Annotated in this window: 20 protein-coding genes; 8 read left to right on the top strand and 12 right to left on the bottom strand. The window is 69.7% G+C overall.

What is annotated here, in order from left to right; translation table 11 throughout:
• Positions 1-15: 15 nt before the first annotated feature.
• The 8 genes from AC1Q7O_RS08560 to AC1Q7O_RS08525 all read right to left on the bottom strand — a co-directional run bounded on the left by AC1Q7O_RS08560 (position 16) and on the right by AC1Q7O_RS08525 (position 7674).
• Positions 16-999, bottom strand: a complete 984-nt coding sequence (locus AC1Q7O_RS08560; RefSeq protein WP_492661015.1) for a glycosyltransferase family 2 protein — start codon at positions 997-999, stop codon at positions 16-18.
• Positions 996-2261 carry a hypothetical protein gene (locus AC1Q7O_RS08555; protein ID WP_492661014.1) on the bottom strand — a complete coding sequence of 422 codons (1266 nt, stop codon included), beginning with the start codon at positions 2259-2261 and terminating at the stop codon, positions 996-998. The genes AC1Q7O_RS08560 and AC1Q7O_RS08555 overlap by 4 nt, the downstream gene beginning before the upstream one ends.
• On the bottom strand, positions 2258-3766 hold the full coding sequence (locus tag AC1Q7O_RS08550; protein WP_492661013.1) for an MptA/MptB family glycosyltransferase: 1509 nt from the start codon (positions 3764-3766) through the stop codon (positions 2258-2260). The genes AC1Q7O_RS08555 and AC1Q7O_RS08550 overlap by 4 nt, the downstream gene beginning before the upstream one ends.
• Positions 3763-4746 carry a glycosyltransferase family 2 protein gene (locus AC1Q7O_RS08545; protein ID WP_492661012.1) on the bottom strand — a complete coding sequence of 328 codons (984 nt, stop codon included), beginning with the start codon at positions 4744-4746 and terminating at the stop codon, positions 3763-3765. The genes AC1Q7O_RS08550 and AC1Q7O_RS08545 overlap by 4 nt, the downstream gene beginning before the upstream one ends.
• Positions 4747-4785: 39 nt before the next feature.
• On the bottom strand, positions 4786-5337 hold the full coding sequence (locus tag AC1Q7O_RS08540; RefSeq protein ID WP_492661011.1) for a L,D-transpeptidase: 552 nt from the start codon (positions 5335-5337) through the stop codon (positions 4786-4788).
• Positions 5338-5509: 172 nt separating this feature from the next.
• A complete protein-coding gene (locus tag AC1Q7O_RS08535) occupies positions 5510-6322 on the bottom strand; it encodes a hypothetical protein (protein ID WP_492661010.1) in 813 nt (270 codons plus the stop codon).
• A gap of 35 nt (positions 6323-6357) precedes the next feature.
• Positions 6358-6699, bottom strand: a complete 342-nt coding sequence (locus AC1Q7O_RS08530; RefSeq protein WP_492661009.1) for a hypothetical protein — start codon at positions 6697-6699, stop codon at positions 6358-6360.
• 192 nt (positions 6700-6891) lie between these two features.
• The gene (locus tag AC1Q7O_RS08525; RefSeq protein ID WP_492661008.1) at positions 6892-7674 is read right to left on the bottom strand and encodes an exodeoxyribonuclease III; all 783 of its coding nucleotides are present in this window, start codon (positions 7672-7674) and stop codon (positions 6892-6894) included.
• A 188-nt stretch (positions 7675-7862) separates the two neighbouring features.
• Here AC1Q7O_RS08525 and AC1Q7O_RS08520 point away from each other — a divergent pair, with 188 nt between their 5' ends.
• The 3 genes from AC1Q7O_RS08520 to AC1Q7O_RS08510 all read left to right on the top strand — a co-directional run bounded on the left by AC1Q7O_RS08520 (position 7863) and on the right by AC1Q7O_RS08510 (position 11624).
• Complete coding sequence (locus AC1Q7O_RS08520) at positions 7863-10145, top strand: TonB-dependent receptor (protein WP_492661007.1); 2283 nt, start codon at positions 7863-7865, stop codon at positions 10143-10145.
• 110 nt (positions 10146-10255) lie between these two features.
• Positions 10256-10924: an orotate phosphoribosyltransferase gene (pyrE, locus tag AC1Q7O_RS08515; protein WP_492661006.1), complete on the top strand. Its 669-nt coding sequence runs from the start codon at positions 10256-10258 to the stop codon at positions 10922-10924.
• 7 nt (positions 10925-10931) lie between these two features.
• A complete protein-coding gene (locus tag AC1Q7O_RS08510; protein WP_492661005.1) occupies positions 10932-11624 on the top strand; it encodes a hypothetical protein in 693 nt (230 codons plus the stop codon).
• Between the two features lie 33 nt (positions 11625-11657).
• On the opposite strand, the gene gatB is transcribed toward AC1Q7O_RS08510, so the two are convergent.
• The 3 genes from gatB to gatC are packed head-to-tail and all read right to left on the bottom strand — an operon-like array spanning position 11658 to position 14952.
• The gene (gene gatB / locus AC1Q7O_RS08505; RefSeq protein ID WP_492661004.1) at positions 11658-13163 is read right to left on the bottom strand and encodes an Asp-tRNA(Asn)/Glu-tRNA(Gln) amidotransferase subunit GatB; all 1506 of its coding nucleotides are present in this window, start codon (positions 13161-13163) and stop codon (positions 11658-11660) included.
• 2 nt (positions 13164-13165) lie between these two features.
• On the bottom strand, positions 13166-14656 hold the full coding sequence (gene gatA / locus AC1Q7O_RS08500) for an Asp-tRNA(Asn)/Glu-tRNA(Gln) amidotransferase subunit GatA (RefSeq protein ID WP_492661003.1): 1491 nt from the start codon (positions 14654-14656) through the stop codon (positions 13166-13168).
• Positions 14653-14952 (bottom strand): Asp-tRNA(Asn)/Glu-tRNA(Gln) amidotransferase subunit GatC, encoded by a 300-nt coding sequence (gene gatC / locus AC1Q7O_RS08495; protein ID WP_492661002.1) that lies wholly within the window; start codon positions 14950-14952, stop codon positions 14653-14655. The genes gatA and gatC overlap by 4 nt, the downstream gene beginning before the upstream one ends.
• A 211-nt stretch (positions 14953-15163) precedes the next feature.
• Here gatC and AC1Q7O_RS08490 point away from each other — a divergent pair, with 211 nt between their 5' ends.
• The 5 genes from AC1Q7O_RS08490 to rodA are packed head-to-tail and all read left to right on the top strand — an operon-like array spanning position 15164 to position 20952.
• Complete coding sequence (locus AC1Q7O_RS08490) at positions 15164-16207, top strand: rod shape-determining protein (protein ID WP_056191483.1); 1044 nt, start codon at positions 15164-15166, stop codon at positions 16205-16207.
• Positions 16208-16229: 22 nt separating this feature from the next.
• Positions 16230-17234, top strand: coding sequence for a rod shape-determining protein MreC (mreC, locus tag AC1Q7O_RS08485; protein ID WP_492661001.1), 1005 nt, complete (start codon positions 16230-16232; stop codon positions 17232-17234).
• Positions 17231-17752 (top strand): rod shape-determining protein MreD, encoded by a 522-nt coding sequence (gene mreD / locus AC1Q7O_RS08480; protein ID WP_492661000.1) that lies wholly within the window; start codon positions 17231-17233, stop codon positions 17750-17752. The genes mreC and mreD overlap by 4 nt, the downstream gene beginning before the upstream one ends.
• 36 nt (positions 17753-17788) lie before the next feature.
• Positions 17789-19801: a penicillin-binding protein 2 gene (gene mrdA, locus AC1Q7O_RS08475; RefSeq protein WP_492660999.1), complete on the top strand. Its 2013-nt coding sequence runs from the start codon at positions 17789-17791 to the stop codon at positions 19799-19801.
• Complete coding sequence (rodA, locus tag AC1Q7O_RS08470) at positions 19798-20952, top strand: rod shape-determining protein RodA (RefSeq protein WP_492660998.1); 1155 nt, start codon at positions 19798-19800, stop codon at positions 20950-20952. The genes mrdA and rodA overlap by 4 nt, the downstream gene beginning before the upstream one ends.
• Here rodA and AC1Q7O_RS08465 read toward each other — a convergent pair.
• A complete protein-coding gene (locus tag AC1Q7O_RS08465; protein WP_492660997.1) occupies positions 20942-22453 on the bottom strand; it encodes a sensor histidine kinase in 1512 nt (503 codons plus the stop codon). The two genes, rodA and AC1Q7O_RS08465, sit on opposite strands and share 11 nt — an antisense overlap.
• Positions 22454-22539 lie beyond the last annotated feature (86 nt).

Here is a 22539-nt window from a genome sequence, read left to right as displayed (position 1 = left end):
TCCTGGCGGGGTCTCTTAGCGCTGACGCCCCCGCCGGGCCGCAGCCGCGAGCACCAGCCCGCGTACCCAGCGCTGCGGCAGCAGCAACGCCAACGCCAGCCGCGGCGCCACGCGGGGCGACCGCCACAGCAGCCCCCACAGCGGCAGCAGGCTGCGCCACAACGCCCTCCGAGGCACGCCGCGCACCGCATTCCAGACGAACTGGTTGGCGCTGGAACGGGCAACGAAGTCGTGCATGTCGCGTACCAGCCGGTCGCGCTGCCGCCGCTGCGGGGCGTCGGCCAGCGCGGGCCAGGCCGCGAGCACCTCATCGGCCACCAGCCGGGTCTCGCGCGCCCAGGCCGTCACGGGCGTGCCGGTGGAGACGTTGTCTGCCGTCACGAAGCGGTAATTTGACAGCGGCCGCGGCACGCAGCCGATATCACCCCGGCGCGCCAGCCGCGTCCACAGATACAGGTCGCCAAAAATGCGCCCCGGCGGAATGGGCCCGATCTCGCGCACGTCGGCCAGGCGACTGGCGCAGGCGCACCAGCACACCTCGCGCCGGCCGGCGAAGAAGGCGGCCAGGAACTCGCTGCCCGACTCGCGCTCGGGGCCGCACAGCGCCGGCACGGCGTTGCCGGCGTAGTGGGTCAGGCAGCCGGTGTAGACGAACGGCAGGTCGGGGTGCCGGTCCAGCAGCGCCAGCACCTCGGCCGCGAAGTCGGGCTCCAGCCAGTCGTCGTCGGACAGGCCGACGAAGTAGTCGCCACGCGCCTGCTCGATCAGGAAGTTTCCATGCACCGCCGCGTCCATCGTCTGCTCATGGCGGAACTTGCGCAGCCGCGGGTCGCTGATGCCGGCCAGCCAGGCCGCCGTGCCGTCGCGCGAGCCGTTGTCGGAGATCAGGATCTCGATGTCCTGGCAGGTTTGGGCGAGCGCGCTGTCCAGCGCGCGCTTCACAAGCTCGGCGCGGTTCAGCGTGGGAATGGCAATACTCAGGCGGGGGCGTTGATTCATGACACGGGCAGACGTTGCAACAGCCGCTGGCAGTGCCGCCAGGCGATCAGCAGCCCGACCAGCGTGCAGCCCAGATGGGCCAGCGCGACGCCGGGCAGGCCTGTCACCCGAGCAACGGCGGCGATGAGCACGAGGCCACCCAACCCGCCGATGACGCTGACCCTCAGCAGGGGCTCCTGACGCTCGGCTCGCAGCACCACCGCGTAGCACGCCGTGGCCTGGTGGGCCAGGCCTGCAGCCAGCAGCAGCGACAGCGTGGCGAGGTCCGGCAGCCGCTCAGCCAGCGGCGGCAGCCAGTGCAACAGCGCGGCCACGACAGCCAGCGCCAGCAGCGCGGCCAGCAGCGCCAGCGCCAGCGACGGCCAAAGCACGCGCGCCAATCTCAGGCGCACGCCGGCGCCGTCCTGCTGCGCCAGCAGCGCGGCAAAGCGCGCCGCTTGGCTCAACGGCCAGGCGGTGCACAGCAGCAGCAGCATGTTCATGATGGCCAGGGCGATGCCGAAGCGTGCCGCGGCGGCCGCGCCCTGGCTGAGCAGCAGCACCGGGTTGACCGCCTGGAAGACGAGGAAGCCCGCCAGCGCGCTCAGGCCGATGCGCCACTGGAAAGGCCACAGCTGCCGGGCCCAGGAGAAGTTTGCCGGCTCGGCGGTCTGCTCGGCGACCGGGGCAACGGCGCGCCCGGCGAGCAGCCACCAGCACAGCGGCACCACCGCCCGGACCACGAAATACAGCGCGAGGCTCCACAGGCCCCAGCCCGCCAGCAGGCTGCCGACGAACACACCGGCGCCGAGCGACTCCTGTGCGAAGCGAAGGCGCCACGCCAGGGCCACCGAGCGCGCGCCCTCCAGCCAGGCCAGCTCCAGCTGCGCCCACTGCAGCGCAACGGCCGCCAACGCCAGCGCACACCAGGCGCCCAGCCAGGGCTGGCCGGCCGAGGCGCGCAGAGACAGCATGACGGCGACCGCCACGACCGCGCCGCTGGCCGCCAGCCACGCCAGGCCACGCCGGCGCGCCTGCCGGCGCAACTGGGCGGCCTCGGCGACCTCGCCTCGCGCGCGCAGGTGGCCGGCCATCTGCAGGCTGGCATAGCCGACGCCGAAGTCGCCCAGCTGGATCAGCGCCGCCAGGCTCAGGAAGCTGAAGAACAGGCCCTGCAATTCGACGCCGTAGCCGCGCACCACGCAGATGACGGCAATCAGCGCTCCCAGCCCCTGGACGGCACGGGTCGCCAGCGCCCAGCGGGCCTCCACGGCCAGGGTCACGGCCGAGGCTCCGGACGGGCGATCCGGCTGCGCATGTAAGCCCAGGCGCACACCAGCAGCAACAGGTACAGCGCCAGGTTGGCCGCGAACACCACGCCACGATCGCCGCGCACCGTGTAGATGACCAGCGGCACGTAGGCCACCGACAGCCGCAGCGTCAGCGTGCGCGCCGCCTCGCTGGGCAGCACGAACGCGAAGCCCATCAGCCACGTCAGGTACCACTCCTGGTTGGAGGTGTTGACGAGCAGGAAGTACAGCAGCGTCGCCAGCAGGCACATCTCGATGCCGGCCTGGAAGGGGTCGCGCTTCAACCGCGGCCAGTAGCGCCAGCACATCAGCGCGTACAAGGCCATGTAGGCCAGCCGCAGCACGCCACCGAGGTCTTCGCGCTCGATCAGCGCCGGCGGCGCGCCGAACAATGCCGGCAGCACATAGCGCGTCACCGCGTCCACCAAGTGGAAGATGCTGCTGCGATAGACATGGACGCCCGTGCTCAGCAGGTGCGACACATGCTCCGTCGAAGCCGGATAGAGCTTGGACCACGCCAGCACTGCCAGCCCGAAACCCATGAACAGCAGCGCCGGCGGCTGCAGCGTGCGCCACTGCAGCCGCAGCGGCCCGGGCTGCAGCAGCGCCATGGCCGCCATGATGGGCAGGAACACCAGCGGGAAGTACTTGAGGCTGAACGCGGTGCCCAGCGCCAGGCCGGCCGCCAGCACGTGCCGGCGCTGCAGCAGGCACAGCGCGCCCAGCACGCACACGTTCATCAGGTGATCGTTGTGCGCGCAGGTCAGCACGCTGAACAGGATCAGCGGGTTGGCCGCGTAGCCGAACAACGCCGCCTTGCGCCAGGCCGGCGGCGCCAGCCGGTACACCAGCGCGCTGGCCGCCGCATGCAGGCCCAGGTAGAACAGCTTGTGCAGTGCCAGTGCCAGCTTCTCGTTGCCACCGGACAAGCCAGCCAGCCCGGCGGCGATCTTCTGGAACAGAGGGCCGTAGGCCGTGGTGCCCTGGAGGAATCTCGGGAAGACATTGGCGAACATCGGGTCGTTCGCGAAGCCGGGGATCTGTCCCATCGGCTGCCGGTAGGGGTTGAGCCCGTAGTGCGCATCCACCCAGCCGGTGCCGATGTAGAAGAAAACATCCGGGCTGACCCACGGCATGCCGAGGGCAAAGACGACGGCGGCAAGCGCCGACGCTGCCGCGATGCGCGGCACGGACACTGCCTCGGGCTGCCGGGCCACGCGCAGCAGGGCGGCTGCAAACAGCAAGCCCAGCGCCAGCATCAGCACCAGATGCAGCGCCCGCCCCTGCAGCACACGCTCCGGGGCGACGCGAGGGCCGCTGCCATCGAACAGGCCGAGGAAATAGTCGAACTCGAACGTCGTCAACTGCAGTGGCGACTGCCACCACAGCCGCGCCGACACCGCCATCGTCGCCAGCGCAACGGCCAGATAGGCCCAAAACAGCCAGCCGATGCCACGGCCGGTGGGCGTACGGCTCACTGCTCGCCCCCGCCCGAATGGCGCGGCAGTGCCGGCCCCGGCGGCAGGTTGACGCGCTCCTTCTCGACGACCAGCGGCCGCCGGCTGACCTGCGTGTGGATGGCTGCCACGTACTCGCCGACGATGCCGATGAAGAACAGCTGCACCGCACCGAAGAAGAACAGGCCGATGATGATGGGCGCCGTGCCGACGGTGAAGTACTGCCAGAACAGCAGCTTGGCCACCAGGTAGCCCAGCGACACCAGCAGACTGAGCGCGCTGAGCGTGAAGCCGGCCAGCGTGGCCAGCCGCAGCGGCAGCTTGGAGTGGCTGGTCAACCCGAGCATCGCCAGGTCGTACAGCGTGTAGAAGTTGTTCTTCGTGATGCCGCGTACCCGCGCGGGCTGCTCGAACTCGACGGTGGCGTAGCGGATGCCCAGCTCGGCAATGAGTCCGCGGAAGTAGGGGTACGGGTCGCCCAGCTCGCGGATCATCGCCACGACGGAGCGGTCATAGAGCCCGAAGCCGGTGAAGTTGGCGATCAACGGCACGTCGGCCATGCGGCGCAGCGCGCGGTAGTAGGCGCGCCGCAGCACCGCCATGGCCCAGGTCTCGCGCGAATGCGGCTTCACGCCCAGCACGATCAGTTCGCCGGCGCGCCAGTGCGCCACGAACTGCGCGATCAGCTCCGGCGGGTCCTGCAGGTCGGACGCCATGCAGATGACCGCCTGCCCGCTGGCCTGGTACATGCCGTGCAGCGGTGAGCGCACGTGGCCGAAGTTGCGGGCGTTGACGATCAGCTTGACGCGCGGGTCCGCCGCGGCAAGCGCCTTGACCTGCGCCACCGTCGCGTCGGTGGATCCGTTGTCCACGTAGATGTGCTCGAACTCGAAGTCGGCGGCCGGCCCGCCGGCGTCGAACTGCGCCTTGATGCGCTGGTGCAGCTCGACGACGTTGTCGGCCTCGTTCAGGCAGCTGGTGACGATGCTGATCAGGGTCATGGGCGCGCATCCTAGGGCCGCGCCGCCCCGTTCAGGCGCTCAAGGCGCCGCGGCGCGTGACTTGCCGCCGCCGGATACCACGGCCTCGTCATGCTCCGGCAGGATGTAGACCAGGCTGGGGCCGCGGCCCAGCGTGGGCAGCACGACGGCGTCGAAGAACCCCGGGTCGACGACCACGCAGCCCAGCGTGATGCGGCGCTCCTGCAGGTTGGCCGACGCCAGCCGCTCGGGCCGGCGCTCGCTCGCGGGCGCCGGGCGCAGGCGGTGGATGGCGAGGTTGGCCGCGTAGTCGAACCAGACGACGCGTTCGCCGCTGAGGTTGCGCCCGGGCACGGCCTCGAAACGGCCGGCCGGCGTCACCCGCTCGTGGGTGTTCAGGGCGCTGGGGGCCTTGCCGCGCGCGCTGGCCGGCTCGCGGTCGCCGGGCGTCAGACCCAGCAGCGTAGCGGTGCGGCCGACGAGGCGACCATCCGCAGCGTAGACGGCCAGCGTCGCCCGGCGCTTGTCGACGACGGCGAACGGGCGGGCATCCGCGGCGTCATGCGCGACGGGCCGCGGCGACACCTCGGCCATGGCGGGCGCGGCCGACATGGCGCCCCACGCGATCACGATGCCCGTGACACCGCCCCTGAACCGGCTTGCCCACCTGCTGCCCACCTGCTGCCCCATTCATGAAGGCGGGCGCGACCGCGCGCCAGCCCGGCGGGCAGTCTAGGAAGGCAGACCCGCGGCGCACAGCCGAGGACTTCACGGTTTGGCGGTGTTACCTTTTTGGGGCAGACAGCTGGGCCAGCTGCGGCGCCGCGGCCGCGGCAGGGAAGAAGGCGGCCAGGGGCTCGCGCTCGGGCAGCACGTAGACGACGCCGCGCCCCTGGCCGATGTGGGGCCAGACGGTCTCGTCGAAGAATGCGACCGGCACGTTGATGCACCCCCAGCTGATGCGGTTGTCCGCAGCGGTCTGGGTCGCCAGGCGTTCCAGGCGACGCTCGGCCGGGTTGGTGGCGCGCACGCGGTGCATGGAGACGGCGGCGTAGTAGTCGACCCACACGACCTCCTGCCCCAGCGAATTGCGCCCGGGTGCGGACTGGAAGCGCCCGGCAGGCGTGGTGCGTTCGTGGGGCTGGATCTGATCGATCGCCTTGTTGCCAATGCCCTGGACGCTGCGGTCACCGGCCGCGTAGCCCAGCAGCACCGGGCTGGTGCCGAGCAGCCGGCCGCCGGGCGCGAAAACGTAGACCTGTGCACGGCGCTTGTCGACGATGGCGAAGGGGCGGCTGGCGTTGTCGGCATCGCGCACGGCCCAGGCGGCCACCTGCGTCACGTCGCGCGGCGCGCTGACGCCGGCCAGGTCCAGCTGCCGCGGCAGGGCCGCACTGGCGGCCGGCAGCGCTCGCGCCACGGCGGTGGGCGGCGTGGGTGCCGGCGCTGGCGTGCTGCGCCGGAAGCGGTCACCGACGACGAGGTACAGCACGGCCAGGGCGAGGGCGGCCAACAGCACGCCCCGCCCCAGGCCGGTGAGCACGTCGCGCCGCCGGCGGGCGGCAGCGTCGTGCTCAGGAGGCGCGTCGGATCGCATGGCGGTCAGTGCAGACGTCGCGCCAGGTTAGCCGATCAGTTGCGGTCGGCGCGGGGGGCCGGTTCCTGCGCCGGCTCGGGCATGGGCGCCGGCTGGCTGCTGCTGTCCTGCGGCAGCGGCGTGGTGGTGGTGTCGGCCGGGGGCATCGTGCGCGACGGGTCGTCAGCCTGCTGTTGCTGCTGCGGGGTGTTGGCTGTCGTGTTGTCGACGGGCGGCAGCGCATTCGGGTCGGCCGGCGTTTCCTCGCTGGGCATGACGGCGGCGGGGGTGTCGACAGGCTGCACGGGTTGCTCGTCGGACTGGGCCCAGGCGAAGCTGATGCCGGACACGAGGACGACGGCGGTGAGCGCGGAGGTGGCGGTCTTGAGGGCAGACATGGAGGACTCCTTTCAAAGCGGTGAACCGGCCATGGAGCGCCGGCTGGCGGGGCCGGGATTTCCACCGGCTGGAATCCACTCTAGGAGGGTCGCCCTGCCGCCGGGGTCGGCACCCGGCCCGACGCGCTGTAGGAGTTGCCGCCACCCCGTAGCGGCTCGTTACCCCGCGTTAAAGGCTGAAGGCCGCGCCAGTCAGAGTTCAAAGTCGTAGTCGATGGTCAGCGGCGCGTGGTCGCTGAACAGCTGGCCCGTGTAGATGGACTCGGCCCGGGCCAGCGCCGCGACGCCGGGCGTGGCGAGGTGGTAGTCCAGCCGCCACCCGACGTTGTTGGCGCGCGCGTTGCCGCGGTTGCTCCACCACGTGTACTGCTCGGCCTGCTGGTTCAGCGTGCGGAACACGTCCACCACGCCGCCCTCGTCCAGCAGCCGCGTCATCCAGGCCCGCTCCTCGGGCAGGAAGCCGCTGTTCTTCTGGTTGCCGCGCCAGTTCTTCAGGTCGATCTCCTTGTGCGCGATGTTCACGTCGGCCACGAGGATGAACTCCCGCTCGGCCTTCAGCGCCTGCAGGTGCGGGAACACGGCATCCAGGAAGCGGTACTTGACCTGCTGGCGCTCCTCGCCGCTGGTGCCGCTGGGGAAGTAGACGCTGATGAGGCTGAGCTTGCGGCCCGGCTTGTCGAAGCGCTTCTCCACCCAGCGCCCCTCGCCGTCGAACTCCGCAATCCCCAATCCGGTGACGACGTCGCTGGGCTCCTCCCGGGTGTACAGCCCCACCCCGGAGTAACCCTTCTTCTCGGCATAGTGGAAATGGCCGTTGAGCTTGTCGCAGCTGCGGAACTTGCTCTCCACGACGTCGGCCTGCGCCTTGAGCTCCTGCACGCCGACGGCATCGGCCTGCTGCTGGGCCAGCCAGTCGAAAAAGCCCTTGCTGGCGGCGGAGCGGACGCCGTTGAGGTTGGCGGTGATGAAGCGCATCGGGGCGGTTGGGGGGGCGGCAAAACCCCAGTATCGCAGTGCAGCAAATGCACAACAGCGCCGGGTCGCTGTCATCACGAAATCGTCACGCGATCTTTACTATCCCGTAGCAATCCAGAGGCACCACAAGTGCCCCCGCCGCTCTCCCCCCCGTCCGTCTGTCTGCCCATCAACCCCGAGGATTTCCCATGCCCAAGATCCTGACCACCCCGACCCTGCTTGCGCTGGCGCTGGGTGCGGCCTTTCCGCTGCAGTCCGCCGTCGCCCAGGCCGCGTCGGAGCCCGAAGCCAAGAAGGACGTGAACCAGCTGCAGGCCGTCATCGTCACCGGCAGCCGCCGGGCCGAGAACCTGAAGGACGTGTCGCTGTCCATCTCGGCGATCAAGTCCGAGGAACTGGACACCTACAACGCCAGCGGCCAGGACATCCGCGCGCTGTCGGGCAAGGTGCCGAGCCTGAACATCGAGTCCGACTACGGCCGCACGTTCCCGCGCTTCTACATCCGCGGCATCGGCAACACCGACTTCGACATGAATGCCTCCCAGCCGGTGGGCCTGGTCTATGACGACGTCGTGCAGGAAAGCATCGCGCTGAAGGGCTTCCCGGTCTTCGACATGGCCCAGGTGGAACTGCTGCGCGGCCCGCAGGGCACGCTGTTCGGCCGCAACTCGCCGGCCGGCGTCATGAAATTCGACTCCGCCCGCCCGACCAAGCGCCTGGAGGGCTACGCCAACCTGGGCTTCGGCCGCTGGAGCGCCCTGAACCTGGAGGCGGCCGTCAACGTGCCGGTCAACAGCGACTTGCAGCTGCGCGTGGCCGGCCTCGTGCAGCGCCAGAACGACCGCGTGCACAACCCGCTGCCGGGCGCGACCTCCGATTTCGAGGGCTACAGCGACAAGGCGCTGCGCGTGCAGGCCCTCTACAAGAGCGGCAACTTCGAGGGCCTCTTCAAGGTGCAGGCCCGCGACTACACGGGCTCGGCAACGCTCTTCCGCGCCAACATCATCAAGAAGGGCACCAACGAGCTGGTCGACGGCTATGACGACGCCTATTACCCCACCGACGGCGTCAACTCGCAGACGCTGACGTCCAACGAGGTCAGCGCCCGCCTGCGCTGGGACTTCAACGGCGTGTCGCTGTACTCCATCACCGCCCACGACCGCGCCAAGTTCTACAGCCGCGCCGACGTGGACGGCGGCTTCGGAGCCTCATACGCGCTGCCCTCCGGCCCCAACTACGGCAGCCAGAACGCCAACATCCCGTTCGACTCGCAGACCGCCGACGGCATCCCCTACCTGCGCCAGACGACGCAGGAATTCCGCCTGCAGTCCAACACCAACGATCCGACGCAGTGGATCCTGGGCCTGTACTACTTCAACGAGAAGCTGCAGGTGGACAGCTTCAACTTCGACACCTTCGCCGCCGGCGACCCGCAGAACGGTTACGCCGTGCAGCACCAGAACGCCAAGTCCTGGGCCGTGTTCGGCAACGTCAAGCACGCCATCACGCCGGACCTGAAGGTCACCGCCGGCCTGCGCTACACGAACGACAAGAAGGACTTCGACGCCGCCCGCACGTCGCACCCCTTCCTGCCCAACATCGCCACCGTCACGACGTCGCCGAAGTCGACGAACTGGAGCTGGGACCTGGGCGCCAACTACAGCCTGGACAAGGCCACCAGCGTGTTCACCCGCGTGGCCACCGGCTATCGCGCGCCCAGCATCCAGGGCCGCGTGCTGTTCTACGACGCATCCGCCGTGCCTGCTGGCACGTCGCCCATCTCGCAGGCCAACGCTGAAAAGGTGCTGTCCGTCGACGCCGGCATTAAGGCCGACCTGCTGGACAACACGGCGCGCGTCACCGCCACAGTGTTCAAGTACCGCGTGAAGGGCATGCAGGTCACGGCCGGCAGCGGCACCATCAACCAGAACCGCCTCTTCAACGCCGCCAAGGCCGAGGGCCAGGGCTTCGAGATCGACGGCCAGGCCATCCTGGGCCGCGACTGGCGCACGACGCTGGGCGTGTCGTACAACGACACCGAGATCAAGGACCCCAACCTGTTCGTCGTGCCCTGCGGCAACGGCTGCGCCGTGCTGAACCCGGCGGGCCTGAACGGCACCGTCAACATCAACGGCAACCCGCTGCCGCGCGCGCCGAAGTGGGTGTGGAACTGGACGCTGAAGTACAGCACCGAGCTGGCCGGTGGCGAGCTGACCGTACTGACCGACTGGGCCTACAAGGACAAGTACAACATGTTCCTGTACGCCGCCAAGGAGTACACCGCCAAGTCGGCGCTGGAAGGCGGCCTGCGCGTGGGCTACGGCTGGGACAACGGCAAGTACGAGGTGGCCGCGTTCTCGCGCAACATCACCAACCACCGCCAGGTCATCGCCGCAATCGACTTCAACAACCTGACCGGTATCGTCAACGAACCGCGCAGCTACGGCGTGCAGTTCAAGGCCTCGTTCTGAGCGCCTCCTGACGACAAGCGGGCCCGGCCCGCGACTCGGTGAAAACCAGCGAAGGCTCGGCCTCTTCTAGGGGTCGAGCCTGTTTTTTTGACCCCTAGAATCCCGCGGACATGTCCGCCGCGCCCACCGATTCCCTCGCCCAATCCTTTGTTGCCTTTGCCGTCGAGGCGGGCGTGTTGCGCTTCGGCGAGTTCAAGACCAAGGCCGGGCGGCTCAGCCCGTACTTCTTCAATGCCGGCCTGTTCGACGACGGCGCCAAGCTGGGCCGGCTGGCCGGCTTCTACGCCGAGCGCCTGATCGCCTCGGGCCTGCCCTTCGACATGATCTTCGGCCCGGCCTACAAGGGCATCACGCTGGCCGCCGCCGTGTCGATGGAGCTGGCCCGCCGCGGCCGCAACGTGCCCTTTGCCTACAACCGCAAGGAAGCCAAGGACCACGGCGAAGGCGGCACCCTCGTCGGCGCGCCGGTCAAGGGCCGCGTGCTCATCATCGACGACGTCATCTCCGCCGGCACCTCGGTGCGCGAGTCCATCCAGATGATTGAGGCTGCTGGCGCCACGCCCTGCGGCGTCGCCATCGCGCTGGACCGCCAGGAGAAGGCCGCCGAGGGCGGCGTCGACAGCCCGCACTCCGCCGTGCAGCAGGTGCAGCAGCGCTACGGCCTGGACGTCGTCTCGGTGGCCGGCCTGGCCGACCTGCTGACCTTCCTGGACGGCGCGCCAGACCTCGCCGCCCACCGCCCGGCCGTGCAGGCCTACCGAGAGCGTTACGGGGTCTGACCCGCCGATGCGCACGCCGATCGTCGCTGCCACCCTGCTGATCGCCGTGTCGGCCGCCCAGGCCCAGGATGGCGCGGGCAAAGGCATCTACACCTGCACGACGGCCGACGGCCGGCGCCTGACCAGCGACCGCCCGATTGCCGAATGCACCTCGCGCGAGCAGCGCGTGCTGAACGCCGACGGCTCGCAGCGCACGACGCTGCCGCCCTTCCTCAGCCCCGAGGAGCGCGCTGCCAAGGAGGCCGCCGACCGCCGCGCCGCGGCCGAACGGCTGGCCCAGCTGGACGCCATCCGCCGCGACCGTACGCTGGTGCAGCGCTACCCCACCGAGGCGGCGCACCAGCGCGCGCGCAACGCCGCGCTGGACGATGCCAACAAGGCCATGCGCATCTCCGAGCGGCGCATCAAGGACCTGGGGCAGGAGCGCAAGCCGCTGCTGGACGAGGCCGAGTTCTACAAGGGCCGGCCGCTGCCGGGCAAGCTCAAGCAGCAGCTGGACGCCAACGACGCCAGCGTCGAGGCGCAGCAGGTGCTCATCGAGAACCAGAAGGCCGAGATCGTGCGCATCAACACGCGCTTCGACGCCGAGCTGGCACGGCTGAAGAAGCTGTGGGCCGGCGCGGCGCCCGGCTCCATGCCGCCGCTGGGCGAGCTGCCCAAGGCGGCGCCGACGGCCACGCCGTCGGCACCCAAGCGTTGAAGCCTCCCGGCGCACTGAGCGCCGGGGCCCCCATCAGCCGAGCTTCTTCTTCAGCAACTCGTTGACCAGCGCCGGGTTGGCCTTGCCCTTGGTGGCCTTCATGGCCTGGCCGACCAGCGCGTTGAACGCCTTGTCCTTGCCGGCGCGGAATTCGTCGACGGACTTCTGGTTGGCGGCCAGCACCTCGTCGAGGATGGCCTCGATGGCGCCGGTGTCGCTGACCTGCTTCAGGCCCTTGGCGTCGATGACGGCGTCGATCCGCGCCAGATCCTGGATCGCGCGATCTGCGTGTGACGCGTTGAACGCAGCACCGGTCGCTTCAGATGCCGTCCAGAGGAAATCGAAAACCTCCTTGGCGGCGTTGTTGCTGATCGTGCCGTCCTTGATTCGCGAGATCAGGGCGGCAAGCAACTCAGGTCCGACCGGCGCAGCGTCGATCTCGCCACCGCTCGCATTCAGCCGCTTGCTGATCTCGCCCATGACCCAGTTCGCTACCAGCTTCGGCACCGCCCCTGCGGCCTTGGCGGCCTCGTAGTAGCGGGCCGTCGCCAGGCTCTGCGTCATCATCGTCGCGTCGTACTCCGGCAGGCCGTCGACCTCGATGAACCGCGCGGCCATCACGGCCGGCAGCTCGGGCATCTCGCCCTTCACACGCTCCACCCACTCCGGCGCGATCACCAGCGGCGGCAGGTCGGGGTCGGGGAAGTAGCGGTAGTCGGCCGAGTCCTCCTTGCTGCGCATCGCGCGGGTCTCGCCGGTGTCCGGGTTGTAGAGCACCGTGGCCTGCTGGATCTTGCGGCCGTCCTCGATCTCGTCGATCTGCCAGTTCACCTCGTAGTTCACCGCGTCAACGAGGAAGCGGAAGCTGTTGAGGTTCTTGATCTCGCGGCGCGTGCCGAAGGGCTCGCCGGGCTTGCGGACGGACACGTTGACGTCGCAGCGGAACGAGCCTTCCTGCATGTTGCCGTCGCAGATGCCCAGCCACATCACCAGCGCGTGCAGCGTCTTGGCGTACTCGGCGGCTTCTGCACCCGAGCGCATGTCGGGCTCGGAGACGATCTCCAGCAGCGGCGTGCCGGCGCGGTTCAGGTCGATGCCGGACTGGCCGTGGTAGTCCTCGTGCAGGCTCTTGCCGGCGTCTTCCTCGAGGTGGGCGCGGGTCAGGTTGACGACGTGCTTCTTGTCGCCGACGAAGAACTCCACCTTGCCGCCCTGCACCACCGGGATCTCGAACTGGCTGATCTGGTAGCCCTTGGGCAGGTCGGGGTAGAAGTAGTTCTTGCGCGCGAAGATGGACAGCGGCGCCACCTTGGCGCCCACCGCCAGGCCGAAGCGGATGGCGCGCTCGACGGCGGCGCGGTTCAGCACTGGCAGCGTGCCGGGCAGCGCCAGGTCCACCGGCGACGCCTGAGTATTGGGCTCCGCACCGAAGGCGGTAGAGCTGCCGCTGAAGATCTTGCTCTGCGTAGAGAGCTGGACGTGGTTTTCGAGGCCGATGACGACTTCGTAGCCGCGGATGAGTTGGGGCGTCGTGGGCATGGTCAGATTCCTGCGGGCGCGGCCAGGTGCCAGTCGGTCGCCTGCTGCAGGGCGTGCGCGGTGTGCAGCAACTGCCCTTCCTTGAAGTAGTTGCCGATGAGCTGCAGGCCCACGGGCATGCCGCCTGCGCCGGTGCCCACCGGCACGCTCATGCCGGGCAGGCCGGCCAGCGAGCCAGGCAGCGTGAAGATGTCGGCGAGGTAGGCCTGCGTCGGGTCGTCCTTGCCCTCGCCGTGCTTCCAAGCGACGGTGGGCGCCACCGGGCCGGCGATGACGTCGCACTGCGTGAAGCACTGCTGGAAGTCGTCCGCGATCATGCGGCGCAGCTTCTGGGCCTGCAGGTAGTAGGCGTCGTAGTAGCCGTGGCTCAACACGTAGGTGCCGATCATGATGCGGCGCTTGACCTCGGCACCGAAGCCTTCGGCACGCGTCTTCTTGTACATGTCGAGAAGATCGTCGTACTTGGCGGCGCGATGACCGAACTTGACGCCGTCGAAGCGGCTCAGGTTGGAGCTCGCCTCGGCCGGGGCAATGATGTAGTACACAGGAATGGCCAGCTCGGTGCGCGGCAGGCTGACGTCCACCAGCGTCGCGCCCAGCTTCTCCAGCTCGGCCAGGCCGGCTCGCACGGCGGCGTTCACGTCGGCCGACAGGCCCGATGGGAAGAACTCCCTCGGCAGGCCGATGCGCAGGCCCTTCAACGGCTGCGCGGCGGTGGCGCCGTCACGGGCGGCCAGCATCTGCGCGTGGAAGTCCTGCGGCGGCTGGTTGACGCTGGTGGCATCGCGCTCGTCGAAGCCGCTCATGCTGGACAGCAGCAGTGCACAGTCCTCGGCCGAGCGGGCCATCGGGCCGGCCTGGTCCAGACTGGAGGCGAAGGCGATCATGCCGTAGCGCGAGCACACGCCGTAGGTGGGCTTGATGCCGGTGATGCCGGTGAAGCTGGCCGGCTGGCGGATGGAGCCGCCGGTGTCGGTGCCGGTCACGCCGGGCACGAGGCGCGCCGCCACGGCGACAGCCGAGCCACCCGACGAGCCGCCGGGCACGCGGCCCAGGTCCCACGGGTTGTTGGCCGGGAAGAAGGCGCTGTTCTCGTTGGCCGAGCCCATCGCGAACTCGTCGCAGTTCAGCTTGCCCAGACTCACGGCGCCAGCTGCGTTCAGGCGGGCCACGACGGTGGCGTCGAACGGGCTGCGGTAGCCGGCCAGCATCTTCGAGCCCGCCGTGGTGGGCATGTCGGCCGTGACGTAGATGTCCTTGTGCGCGATGGGCACGCCCACCAGCGCACCGCCCTGGCCGGCGGCCAACAGCGCGTCGGCCGCGGCCGCGCGGGCCAGCGCGCCGTCGGCGTCGACGTGCAGGAAGGCGCCCAGCGCCTTGTCGTGCGCGGCGATGCGGGCCAGCAGCGCCTGCGTGGCCTCGCGGCTGGACAGCACGCGGGATTTCAGGGCGGCGGCCAGCTCGGCCACGCCCATGTCGTGAACGGGCTTCATTCGATGACCTTGGGAACGAGGAAGAGGCCGTCCTCGACGGCCGGGGCGCTGCGCTGGTTGGCTTCGCGCTGGTTGCTCTCGGTGACGGCGTCGTCGCGCAGGCGCAGCTGCACCTGCTGGATGGCCGACAGCGGCGTGTACAGCGGCTCGACGCCGGCCGTGTCGACGGCGCTCATCTGGTCCACGATCTTGAAGAAATCGTTCAGGTTGCCGAGCAGGCTGGCGGATTCGGCCGGCTGCAGCTCCAACCGGGCCAGGTTGGCAATGCGGCTCACGTCGTCGTGGCTGAGGCTCATGGAGGGCGTTTTCAGGTGTAAGGATTGAGCCGAAAACCTACTGTGCTAGGGCTCAAAACAGGGGTGTTCGGTTATTATCGCCGCCCATCTTGCAAGCCTTCGAGGCTGCCCGCTTCGCGATGAATTCCGTCGCGGCCCGGGCGGCCTCGTTGCTTATTCAGCCCCCCGATTTCAAGCCGCGCCCCGCCGGCGAGGCTCCCCGCGCCACACCATGTTCGCCTCCCTGCGCCGCTACTTCTCCACCGACCTGGCCATCGACCTCGGCACCGCAAACACCCTGATCTACGTGCGCGGCAAGGGCATCGTGCTGGACGAGCCCTCGGTGGTATCCATCCGCCACGAAGGCGGCCCCAACGGCAAGAAGACCATCCAGGCCGTCGGCCGCGAAGCCAAGGCCATGCTGGGCAAGGTGCCCGGCAACATCGAGGCCATCCGCCCGATGAAGGACGGCGTCATCGCCGACTTCACGGTCACCGAGCAGATGCTCAAGCAGTTCATCAAGATGGTCCACGACTCGAAGACGTTCAAGCCGTCGCCGAGGATCATCATCTGCGTGCCCTGCGGCTCCACCCAGGTCGAGCGCCGCGCCATCCGTGAAAGCGCCCTGGGCGCCGGCGCCAGCGAGGTCTACCTGATCGAGGAACCCATGGCCGCCGCCATCGGCGCCGGCCTGCCGGTGGCCGAGGCCTCGGGCTCCATGGTCGTCGACATCGGCGGCGGCACGACGGAAGTCGGCGTCATTTCGCTGGGCGGCATGGTCTACAAGGGCTCGGTCCGCGTCGGCGGCGACAAGTTCGACGAAGCCATCATCAACTACATCCGCCGCAACTACGGCATGTTGATCGGCGAACCCACCGCCGAAGCCATCAAGAAGAACATCGGCAGCGCCTTCCCCGGCTCCGAGGTGAAGGAGATGGAGGTCAAGGGCCGCAACCTCTCCGAAGGCGTGCCGCGCAGCTTCACGATCTCGTCCAACGAGATCCTGGAAGCGCTGACCGACCCGCTGAACCAGATCGTCTCCGCCGTGAAGAACGCGCTGGAGCAGACACCTCCGGAACTGGGCGCCGACATCGCCGAGCGCGGCATGATGCTGACCGGTGGCGGCGCGCTGCTGCGCGACCTGGACCGCCTGCTGGGCGAAGAGACCGGCCTGCCGGTGCTGGTGGCCGAGGACCCGCTGACCTGCGTCGTGCGCGGCTGCGGCATGGCCCTGGAGCGCATGGAGCGCCTGGGCTCCATCTTCACGTCCGAATAAGCCCTAACGCGCCGCGCGCGCCATGCCCCTCGGCACTCTCGACCGCACCCCTCCCGCCTTCTTCCGCCAGGGACCGTCGGCGCTGACCAAGCTCGCGCTCTGTTCGGCGCTGGCCCTCGTGCTGATGGTGGCGGATGCCCGCTTCAAGCTGATGCAGCCGGCACGCGCCGCGCTGGCGCTGGTGCTGCAGCCCGTGCAGCGCCTGCTGCTGACGCCGGTGGACGCCTGGGAGAACGCCGGGGACTACCTGCGCGGCACCAAGCGCGCCATGGCCGCCGAAGACCTCGCCAAGCGCCAGCTCGCCGCGCAGGCCGAGCGGCTGTCGCGCGCCGAGGCGCTGCAGGCCGAGAACGAGCGGCTGCGCAAGCTGCTGGACCTGCGCCCCGCGCTGGCGGTGGCGTCGCTGTCGGCCGAGGTGCTGTTCGAGGCGCCGGACCCGTTCTCGCGCCGCGTCGTCATCGACCGCGGCGCGACGCAGGGCGTCAAGGCCGGCTCGCCGGTCATCAACGAGGCCGGCGTGCTGGGCCAGGTGACACGCGTCTATCCGCTGTCCGCCGAGGTCACGCTGCTGACCGACAAGGACGCCGCCATCCCGCTGCTGAACGCCCGCACGCAGATGCGCAACGCCGCCGCGGGTCGCGCCGACGGCAGCGGCATGGAGCTGCGCTTCCTGGCCGCCAATGCCGACGTGAAGGTGGGCGACCTGATGACCACGTCGGGCCTGGACGGCGTCTACCCGCCGGGCCTGCCGGTGGCCAAGGTCGCGGCGGTGGACCGCCGCGGCGACTCCAGCTTTGCGCAGGTGCTGCTGGCGCCCATCGCGCAGCCCGACAGCGCGCGCCACGTGCTGGTGCTGCAGCCGATGGACCGCCACATCGCGGCCAAGCAGGAGGCCGAGGTGGCCGCAGCGGCCGAAGCGGCGTCTGCCGCCGAAGCCAAGGCCACGGCCCGCGAGGCGAAGAAGGCGGCACGCGCAGAGAAGGCCGCGGAGAAAGCTGCGGCGAAGGCATCAGGGGTGACACCATGATCATGCCGCGCGCAGCCGAAAAGCTGCTGCTCCCCGCCAACCCCTGGTTCATCGCCTTCACGCTGATCGTCGCGCTGATGATCGACATGGTGCCGGTGGGCCGCGCGGCGGCCATGCCGGACGTGCTGGCCGTCGTCCTCGTCTTCTGGGGCGTGCACCAGCCGCGCCGCGTGGGCGTGCTGTGGGCCTTCGTGTTCGGCCTGCTCATCGACGTGCACGACGGCGCCGTGCTGGGCCAGCATGCGCTGGCCTACAGCGCGCTGAGCTTCAGCGCCATCACGCTGCACCGCCGGCTGCCCTGGTTCAGCCTGCGCGGCCAGGCCATCCAGGTGCTGCCGCTGTTCGTCGCGGCGCATGTGCTGGCCGTCGTCGTGCGCCTGCTGGTGGGCGGCATGTGGCCGGGCTGGGGCGTGCTGCTGGCGCCGCTGTTCGAGGCCGCGCTGTGGCCCGTTGCCAGCGTGCTGCTGCTGGCGCCGCAGAAGCGCGCGCCGGACCGCGACGCCCACAGACCGTTGTGATGCGCCCGGCGCCCGGCCCGAAATTCCGCCACTGACATGGTCGTCCTGAAGAACCTCCACCAGGAGCTGTCGCGCTTTCGCATGCGTGTGCTGGCGGCGGTCGCGTTCGTGCTGTTCTGCTTCGGGCTGCTCGTCGCGCGACTGGTGTGGCTGCAGGTCATCCAGCACGACAGCTTTGCCGAACGCGCCGAGAGCAACCGCATCGCCGTCGTGCCCATCGTGCCCAACCGCGGCCTCATCAAGGACCGCAACGGCGTTGTGCTGGCCAGCAACTACTCGGCCTACACGCTGGAGATCAACCCCGAGAAGGTGACGGACCTGGACGGCACCATCGAGGCGCTGGGCCACGTCATCGACATCCAGCCCCGCGACAAGCGCCGCTTCAAGCGCCTGATGGACGAGGCCAAGCACACCGACTCGCTGCCCATCCGCACCAAGCTGACCGACGAGGAGGTCGCGCGCTTCACGGCGCAGCGCTTCCGCTTCCCCGGCGTCGAGATCAAGGCGCGGCTGTTCCGCTCCTACCCGCTGGGCGACATCGGCGCCCACCTGATCGGCTACATCGGCCGCATCAACCAGGCCGAGAAGAAGGCCATGGACGACTGGGAGGAGGAGGACATCTCCAACTACCGCGGCACGGAGTACATCGGCAAGCTGGGGCTGGAGCAGGCCTACGAGCGCGAGCTGCACGGCATCACCGGCTTCGAGCAGGTCGAGACCAGCGCCGGCGGCCGTGCCGTGCGCCGGCTGGACCACCGCCCGCCCACGCCCGGCAACACGCTGAACCTGTCCATCGACATCAAGCTGCAGGCGCTGGTGGAGCAGCTGTTCGGCGAGCGACGCGGCGCGCTGGTGGCCATCGACCCGCGCAACGGCGAGGTGCTGGCCTTCGTGTCCAAGCCCACGTTCGACCCCAACCTCTTCGTCGACGGCATCGACGTCGACTCCTGGCGCGACCTTAACGAGGACATCGACAAGCCGCTGCTGAACCGCGCGCTGCGCGGCACCTACCCGCCCGGCTCCACGTTCAAGCCGCTGATGGCGATGGCGGCGCTGACCAGCGGCAAGCGTGCACCCGGCACGGTCGTCATGGACAACCTGACCTACAGCTTCGGCGGCCGCACCTTCGGCAGCCCCGAGACCGACCGGCCCGGCCCCAAGGACATGCGGCTGGCCATCGTCAGCTCATCCAACGTCTACTTCTACAGCCTGGCCAACGAGATGGGCGTGGACCTGATCCACGACCAGCTCGCGCCGTTCGGCCTCGGCAGCAAGACTGAGATCGACGTGCAGGGCGAGGTCAGCGGCGTGCTGCCGTCGCAGGCCTGGAAGCGCGAGTACTTCCGCCGCAGCCCGGCCAACCAGAAGTGGTTCCCGGGCGAGACCATTTCGCTGGGCATCGGCCAGGGCTACAACAGCTTCACGATGCTGCAGATGGCCAATGCCTACGCGACCGTCGCCTCCGGCGGCCAGCGCTACCGGCCGCGCCTGGTGCGCGAGATCGAGGACGTGGTGAAGCACGAGCGCCGCCGCATCGCCAGCGACGCCCGTGAGCCGCTGCCGCTGCGCCCGGCCGACGTCGACGTCATCCGCAACGCGATGAACGGCGTGACGCTGGAGGGCACGTCGCGCCAGGTCTTCCTGGGCGCGGCCTACCAGAGCGGCGGCAAGACCGGCACCGCGCAGGCCGTGGGCCTGAGGCAAGGCGAGAAATACAGCAGCATCAAGGCCGACGAGCGCAAGCGCGACCACTCGCTGTACGTCGCCTTCGCACCGCTGGAGCAGCCCACGGTCGCGCTGGCCGTCATCGTCGAGAACGCCGGCTGGGGCTCGGCCTCGGCCGCCCCCATCGCGCGCCGCGTGTTCGACTATCTGCTCACCGGCACCTACCCCAGCGAGGAAGACATCGCCAAGACCCAGCTGGGCCAGACCTTCGCACCCATCGGCACACCGCGCCGCGCGGCCGACGTGCCGCTGCCGGGCCAGCCCGGCGCGCCGGGTGCCGGCGCGTCCGCGGCCTCGGCGCCCGCGTCAGGAGCCTCACGATGACCGTCATCGAGCGCCCGCCCCTGTGGCAGCGGCTCAAGCCCTGGCTCAGCGGCTTCGACATCCCGCTGCTGCTGGCCATCCTGTGGCTGTGCGGCTGGGGCCTGCTGTGCATGTACTCCGCCGGCTACGACCACGGCACCCGCTTCGTCGACCACGCCCGCAACATGGCGCTGGCGCTGGGGCTGATGTTCATCGTCGCGCAGATCTCGCCGCAGAAGCTGATGGCGGTGGCCATCCCGTTGTACGTCTTCGGCGTCACGCTGCTGCTGGCCACCGCCTTGTTCGGCATCACGAAAAAGGGCGCCACGCGCTGGCTCAACATCGGCATCACGCAGATCCAGCCGTCGGAACTGCTCAAGCTCGCCACGCCGCTGATGCTGGCCTGGTGGTTCCAGAAGCGCGAGGGCATCCTGCGCTGGCCCGACTTCATCGCCGCGTTCGGCCTGCTGCTGCTGCCCTTCCTGCTGATCGCCAAGCAGCCCGACCTGGGCACCGGCATCCTGGTGCTTGCTGCGGGCCTGTACGTGATCTTCTTCGCCGGCCTGCCGTGGAAGCTCATCGTGCCGGCGGTCGTGCTGGCCGCCGCGGGCGCCACGACGCTGGTGCTCAGCGAGGACGCCATCTGCCAGCCCGACGTCAAATGGCCCGTGCTGAAGGAGTACCAGAAGCACCGCGTCTGCACACTGCTGGACCCGTCCAAGGACCCGCTCGGCAAGGGCTTCCACATCATCCAGGGCGAGATCGCCATCGGCTCCGGCGGCACCACCGGCAAGGGCTTCATGCAGGGCACGCAGACCCACCTGGAGTTCATCCCCGAGCGCACCACCGACTTCATCTTCGCGGCCTTCGGCGAGGAGTTCGGCTTCCTCGGCGCGCTGGCGCTGCTGGCCGGCTTCACGGCGCTGATCCTGCGCGGGCTGATGATCGCGTCCGACGCGCCGACGCTGTTCACACGGCTGATGGCCGGCGCCGTGACGCTGTCCTTCTTCACCTACGTGTTCGTCAACATGGGCATGGTCAGCGGCATCCTGCCCGTCGTCGGCGTGCCGCTGCCCTTCATCAGCTACGGCGGCACGGCGATGGTGACGCTGGGGCTGAGCCTGGGCCTGCTGATGTCGATCGCGCGCGTAAAAAAGCTGGTCAAGACATAGCCGGCGGTGCGGCCGGCGTTGCCGGGAACCGGATCGTGAACCGCGCCCCCGGCCCCTGCCCGTCCGGCGACTCGCCGCCCGCTGCGCGGCGCACGCGGGTGTCGTCCAGCATCAGCTCCGCGTCGTGCTGCTGCACGATCTCCTGCACGATGGCCAGGCCCAGGCCCGAGCCCTCCACGCCGCTGCCGAGGGACCGGTAGAACGGCTGGAACACCTTCTCGCGCTCGCCCGGCGCGATGCCCGGCCCGGTGTCCTCCACCTGCAGCACGACGACCTGGCCGAACGGGTCTTCCACGACGCGCACCGTCACCAGCCCGCCCGCCGGCGTGTACAGCAGCGCGTTGTCGACGAGGTTGCGGATCAGCTCGCCGATCAGCACCGGCTGGCCGTGCACGCGCAGCCGGCTGTCGTCCGGCACCACGCCGTCGTAGCCCAGGTCGATGCGCCGCTCCAGCGCCCGCGGCACGAAGTCGCGCACCGTGTCGACGGCAACCTCAGCCAGGTTGACCGACTCCCGGCGCATGGCCTGCTCGGCATCCTCGGCCCGCGCCATCGACAGCAGCTGGTTGACCATGTGCGCGGCGCGTTCGCTGGCGCGTGCAATCTGCGCGAGCGAGCGCTTCAGCTCGTCGGGGTTGGAGCGGCCCGCATCGATCTCGCGCTGGACCAGCTCGGCCTGCGTGCGCAGCCCGGCCAGCGGCGTCTTCAGCTGATGGGCCGCGTCGGCCAGGAAGTGCTTCTGCCGGCTCATCGAGGAGTCCAGCCGCGCCAGCAAGTCGTTGATGGCCTGCACCAGCGGCGCCACCTCGTCCGGCACGCGCTGCTCGTCGATGGGCGACAGGTCCGAGCTCTCGCGCGAGCGGATGCGCCGCTGCAGCTCGTTCAGCGGCGAGATGCCGCGCGCCAGCGCCAGCCACACCAGCAGCACCGCCAGCGGCAGGATGACGAACTGCGGCAGGATGACGCCCTTGATGATCTCGTTGGTCAGCCGCGCGCGCTTGCCCAGCGTCTCGGCCACCTGCACCAGCATCGCCTTGCCCGGGCCGGCCTGCCCCTCCGGCGCCACCCACAGGTAGGCCACCCGCACCGCGTCCGTGCCCACCTCGTCGTCGCGGAAGTGCAGCTCCCACGGCACGGCGGGTGCATCGTCCGTGGGCACGGGCAGCGCCGCATCGCCGCTCAGCAGCTCGCCGCGCAGGCCCAGCACTTGATAGAACACAGTGTCCGACGCGTCCACGCGCAGCAGCGCCGCCGCCTCCGGCGCCAGCGCGTAGCGGTCGCGGCCCTTCTGCGGCGCCTCGGCGGCCGCCACCTGCTGGCCCAGGCTGCGCGCCATCTCGCCCAGCTCGCGGTCGTAGGGTCGGCTCGCAATGCCCTGCGCCACCAGCCACGTCAGCGCCACGCTGATCGGCCAGATCAGCAGCAGCGGCGCGAGCATCCAGTCCAGGATCTCGCCGAACAGCGAGCCCTGCTGCGGGCTGGCGCCTTCCTTGGTTGGCATTTACGCGGACCGCAGCGCTGGGCCGCTCCCGAGCAAGGTCCGACCCTCGCGGAGGGTCGACGGCCGTACCCGGCCGGCGGGGTGCG

The organism is Roseateles sp. GW823-FHT07B05 (assembly GCF_058794515.1).
This window is presented reverse-complemented; position numbering and strand designations above follow the sequence as displayed.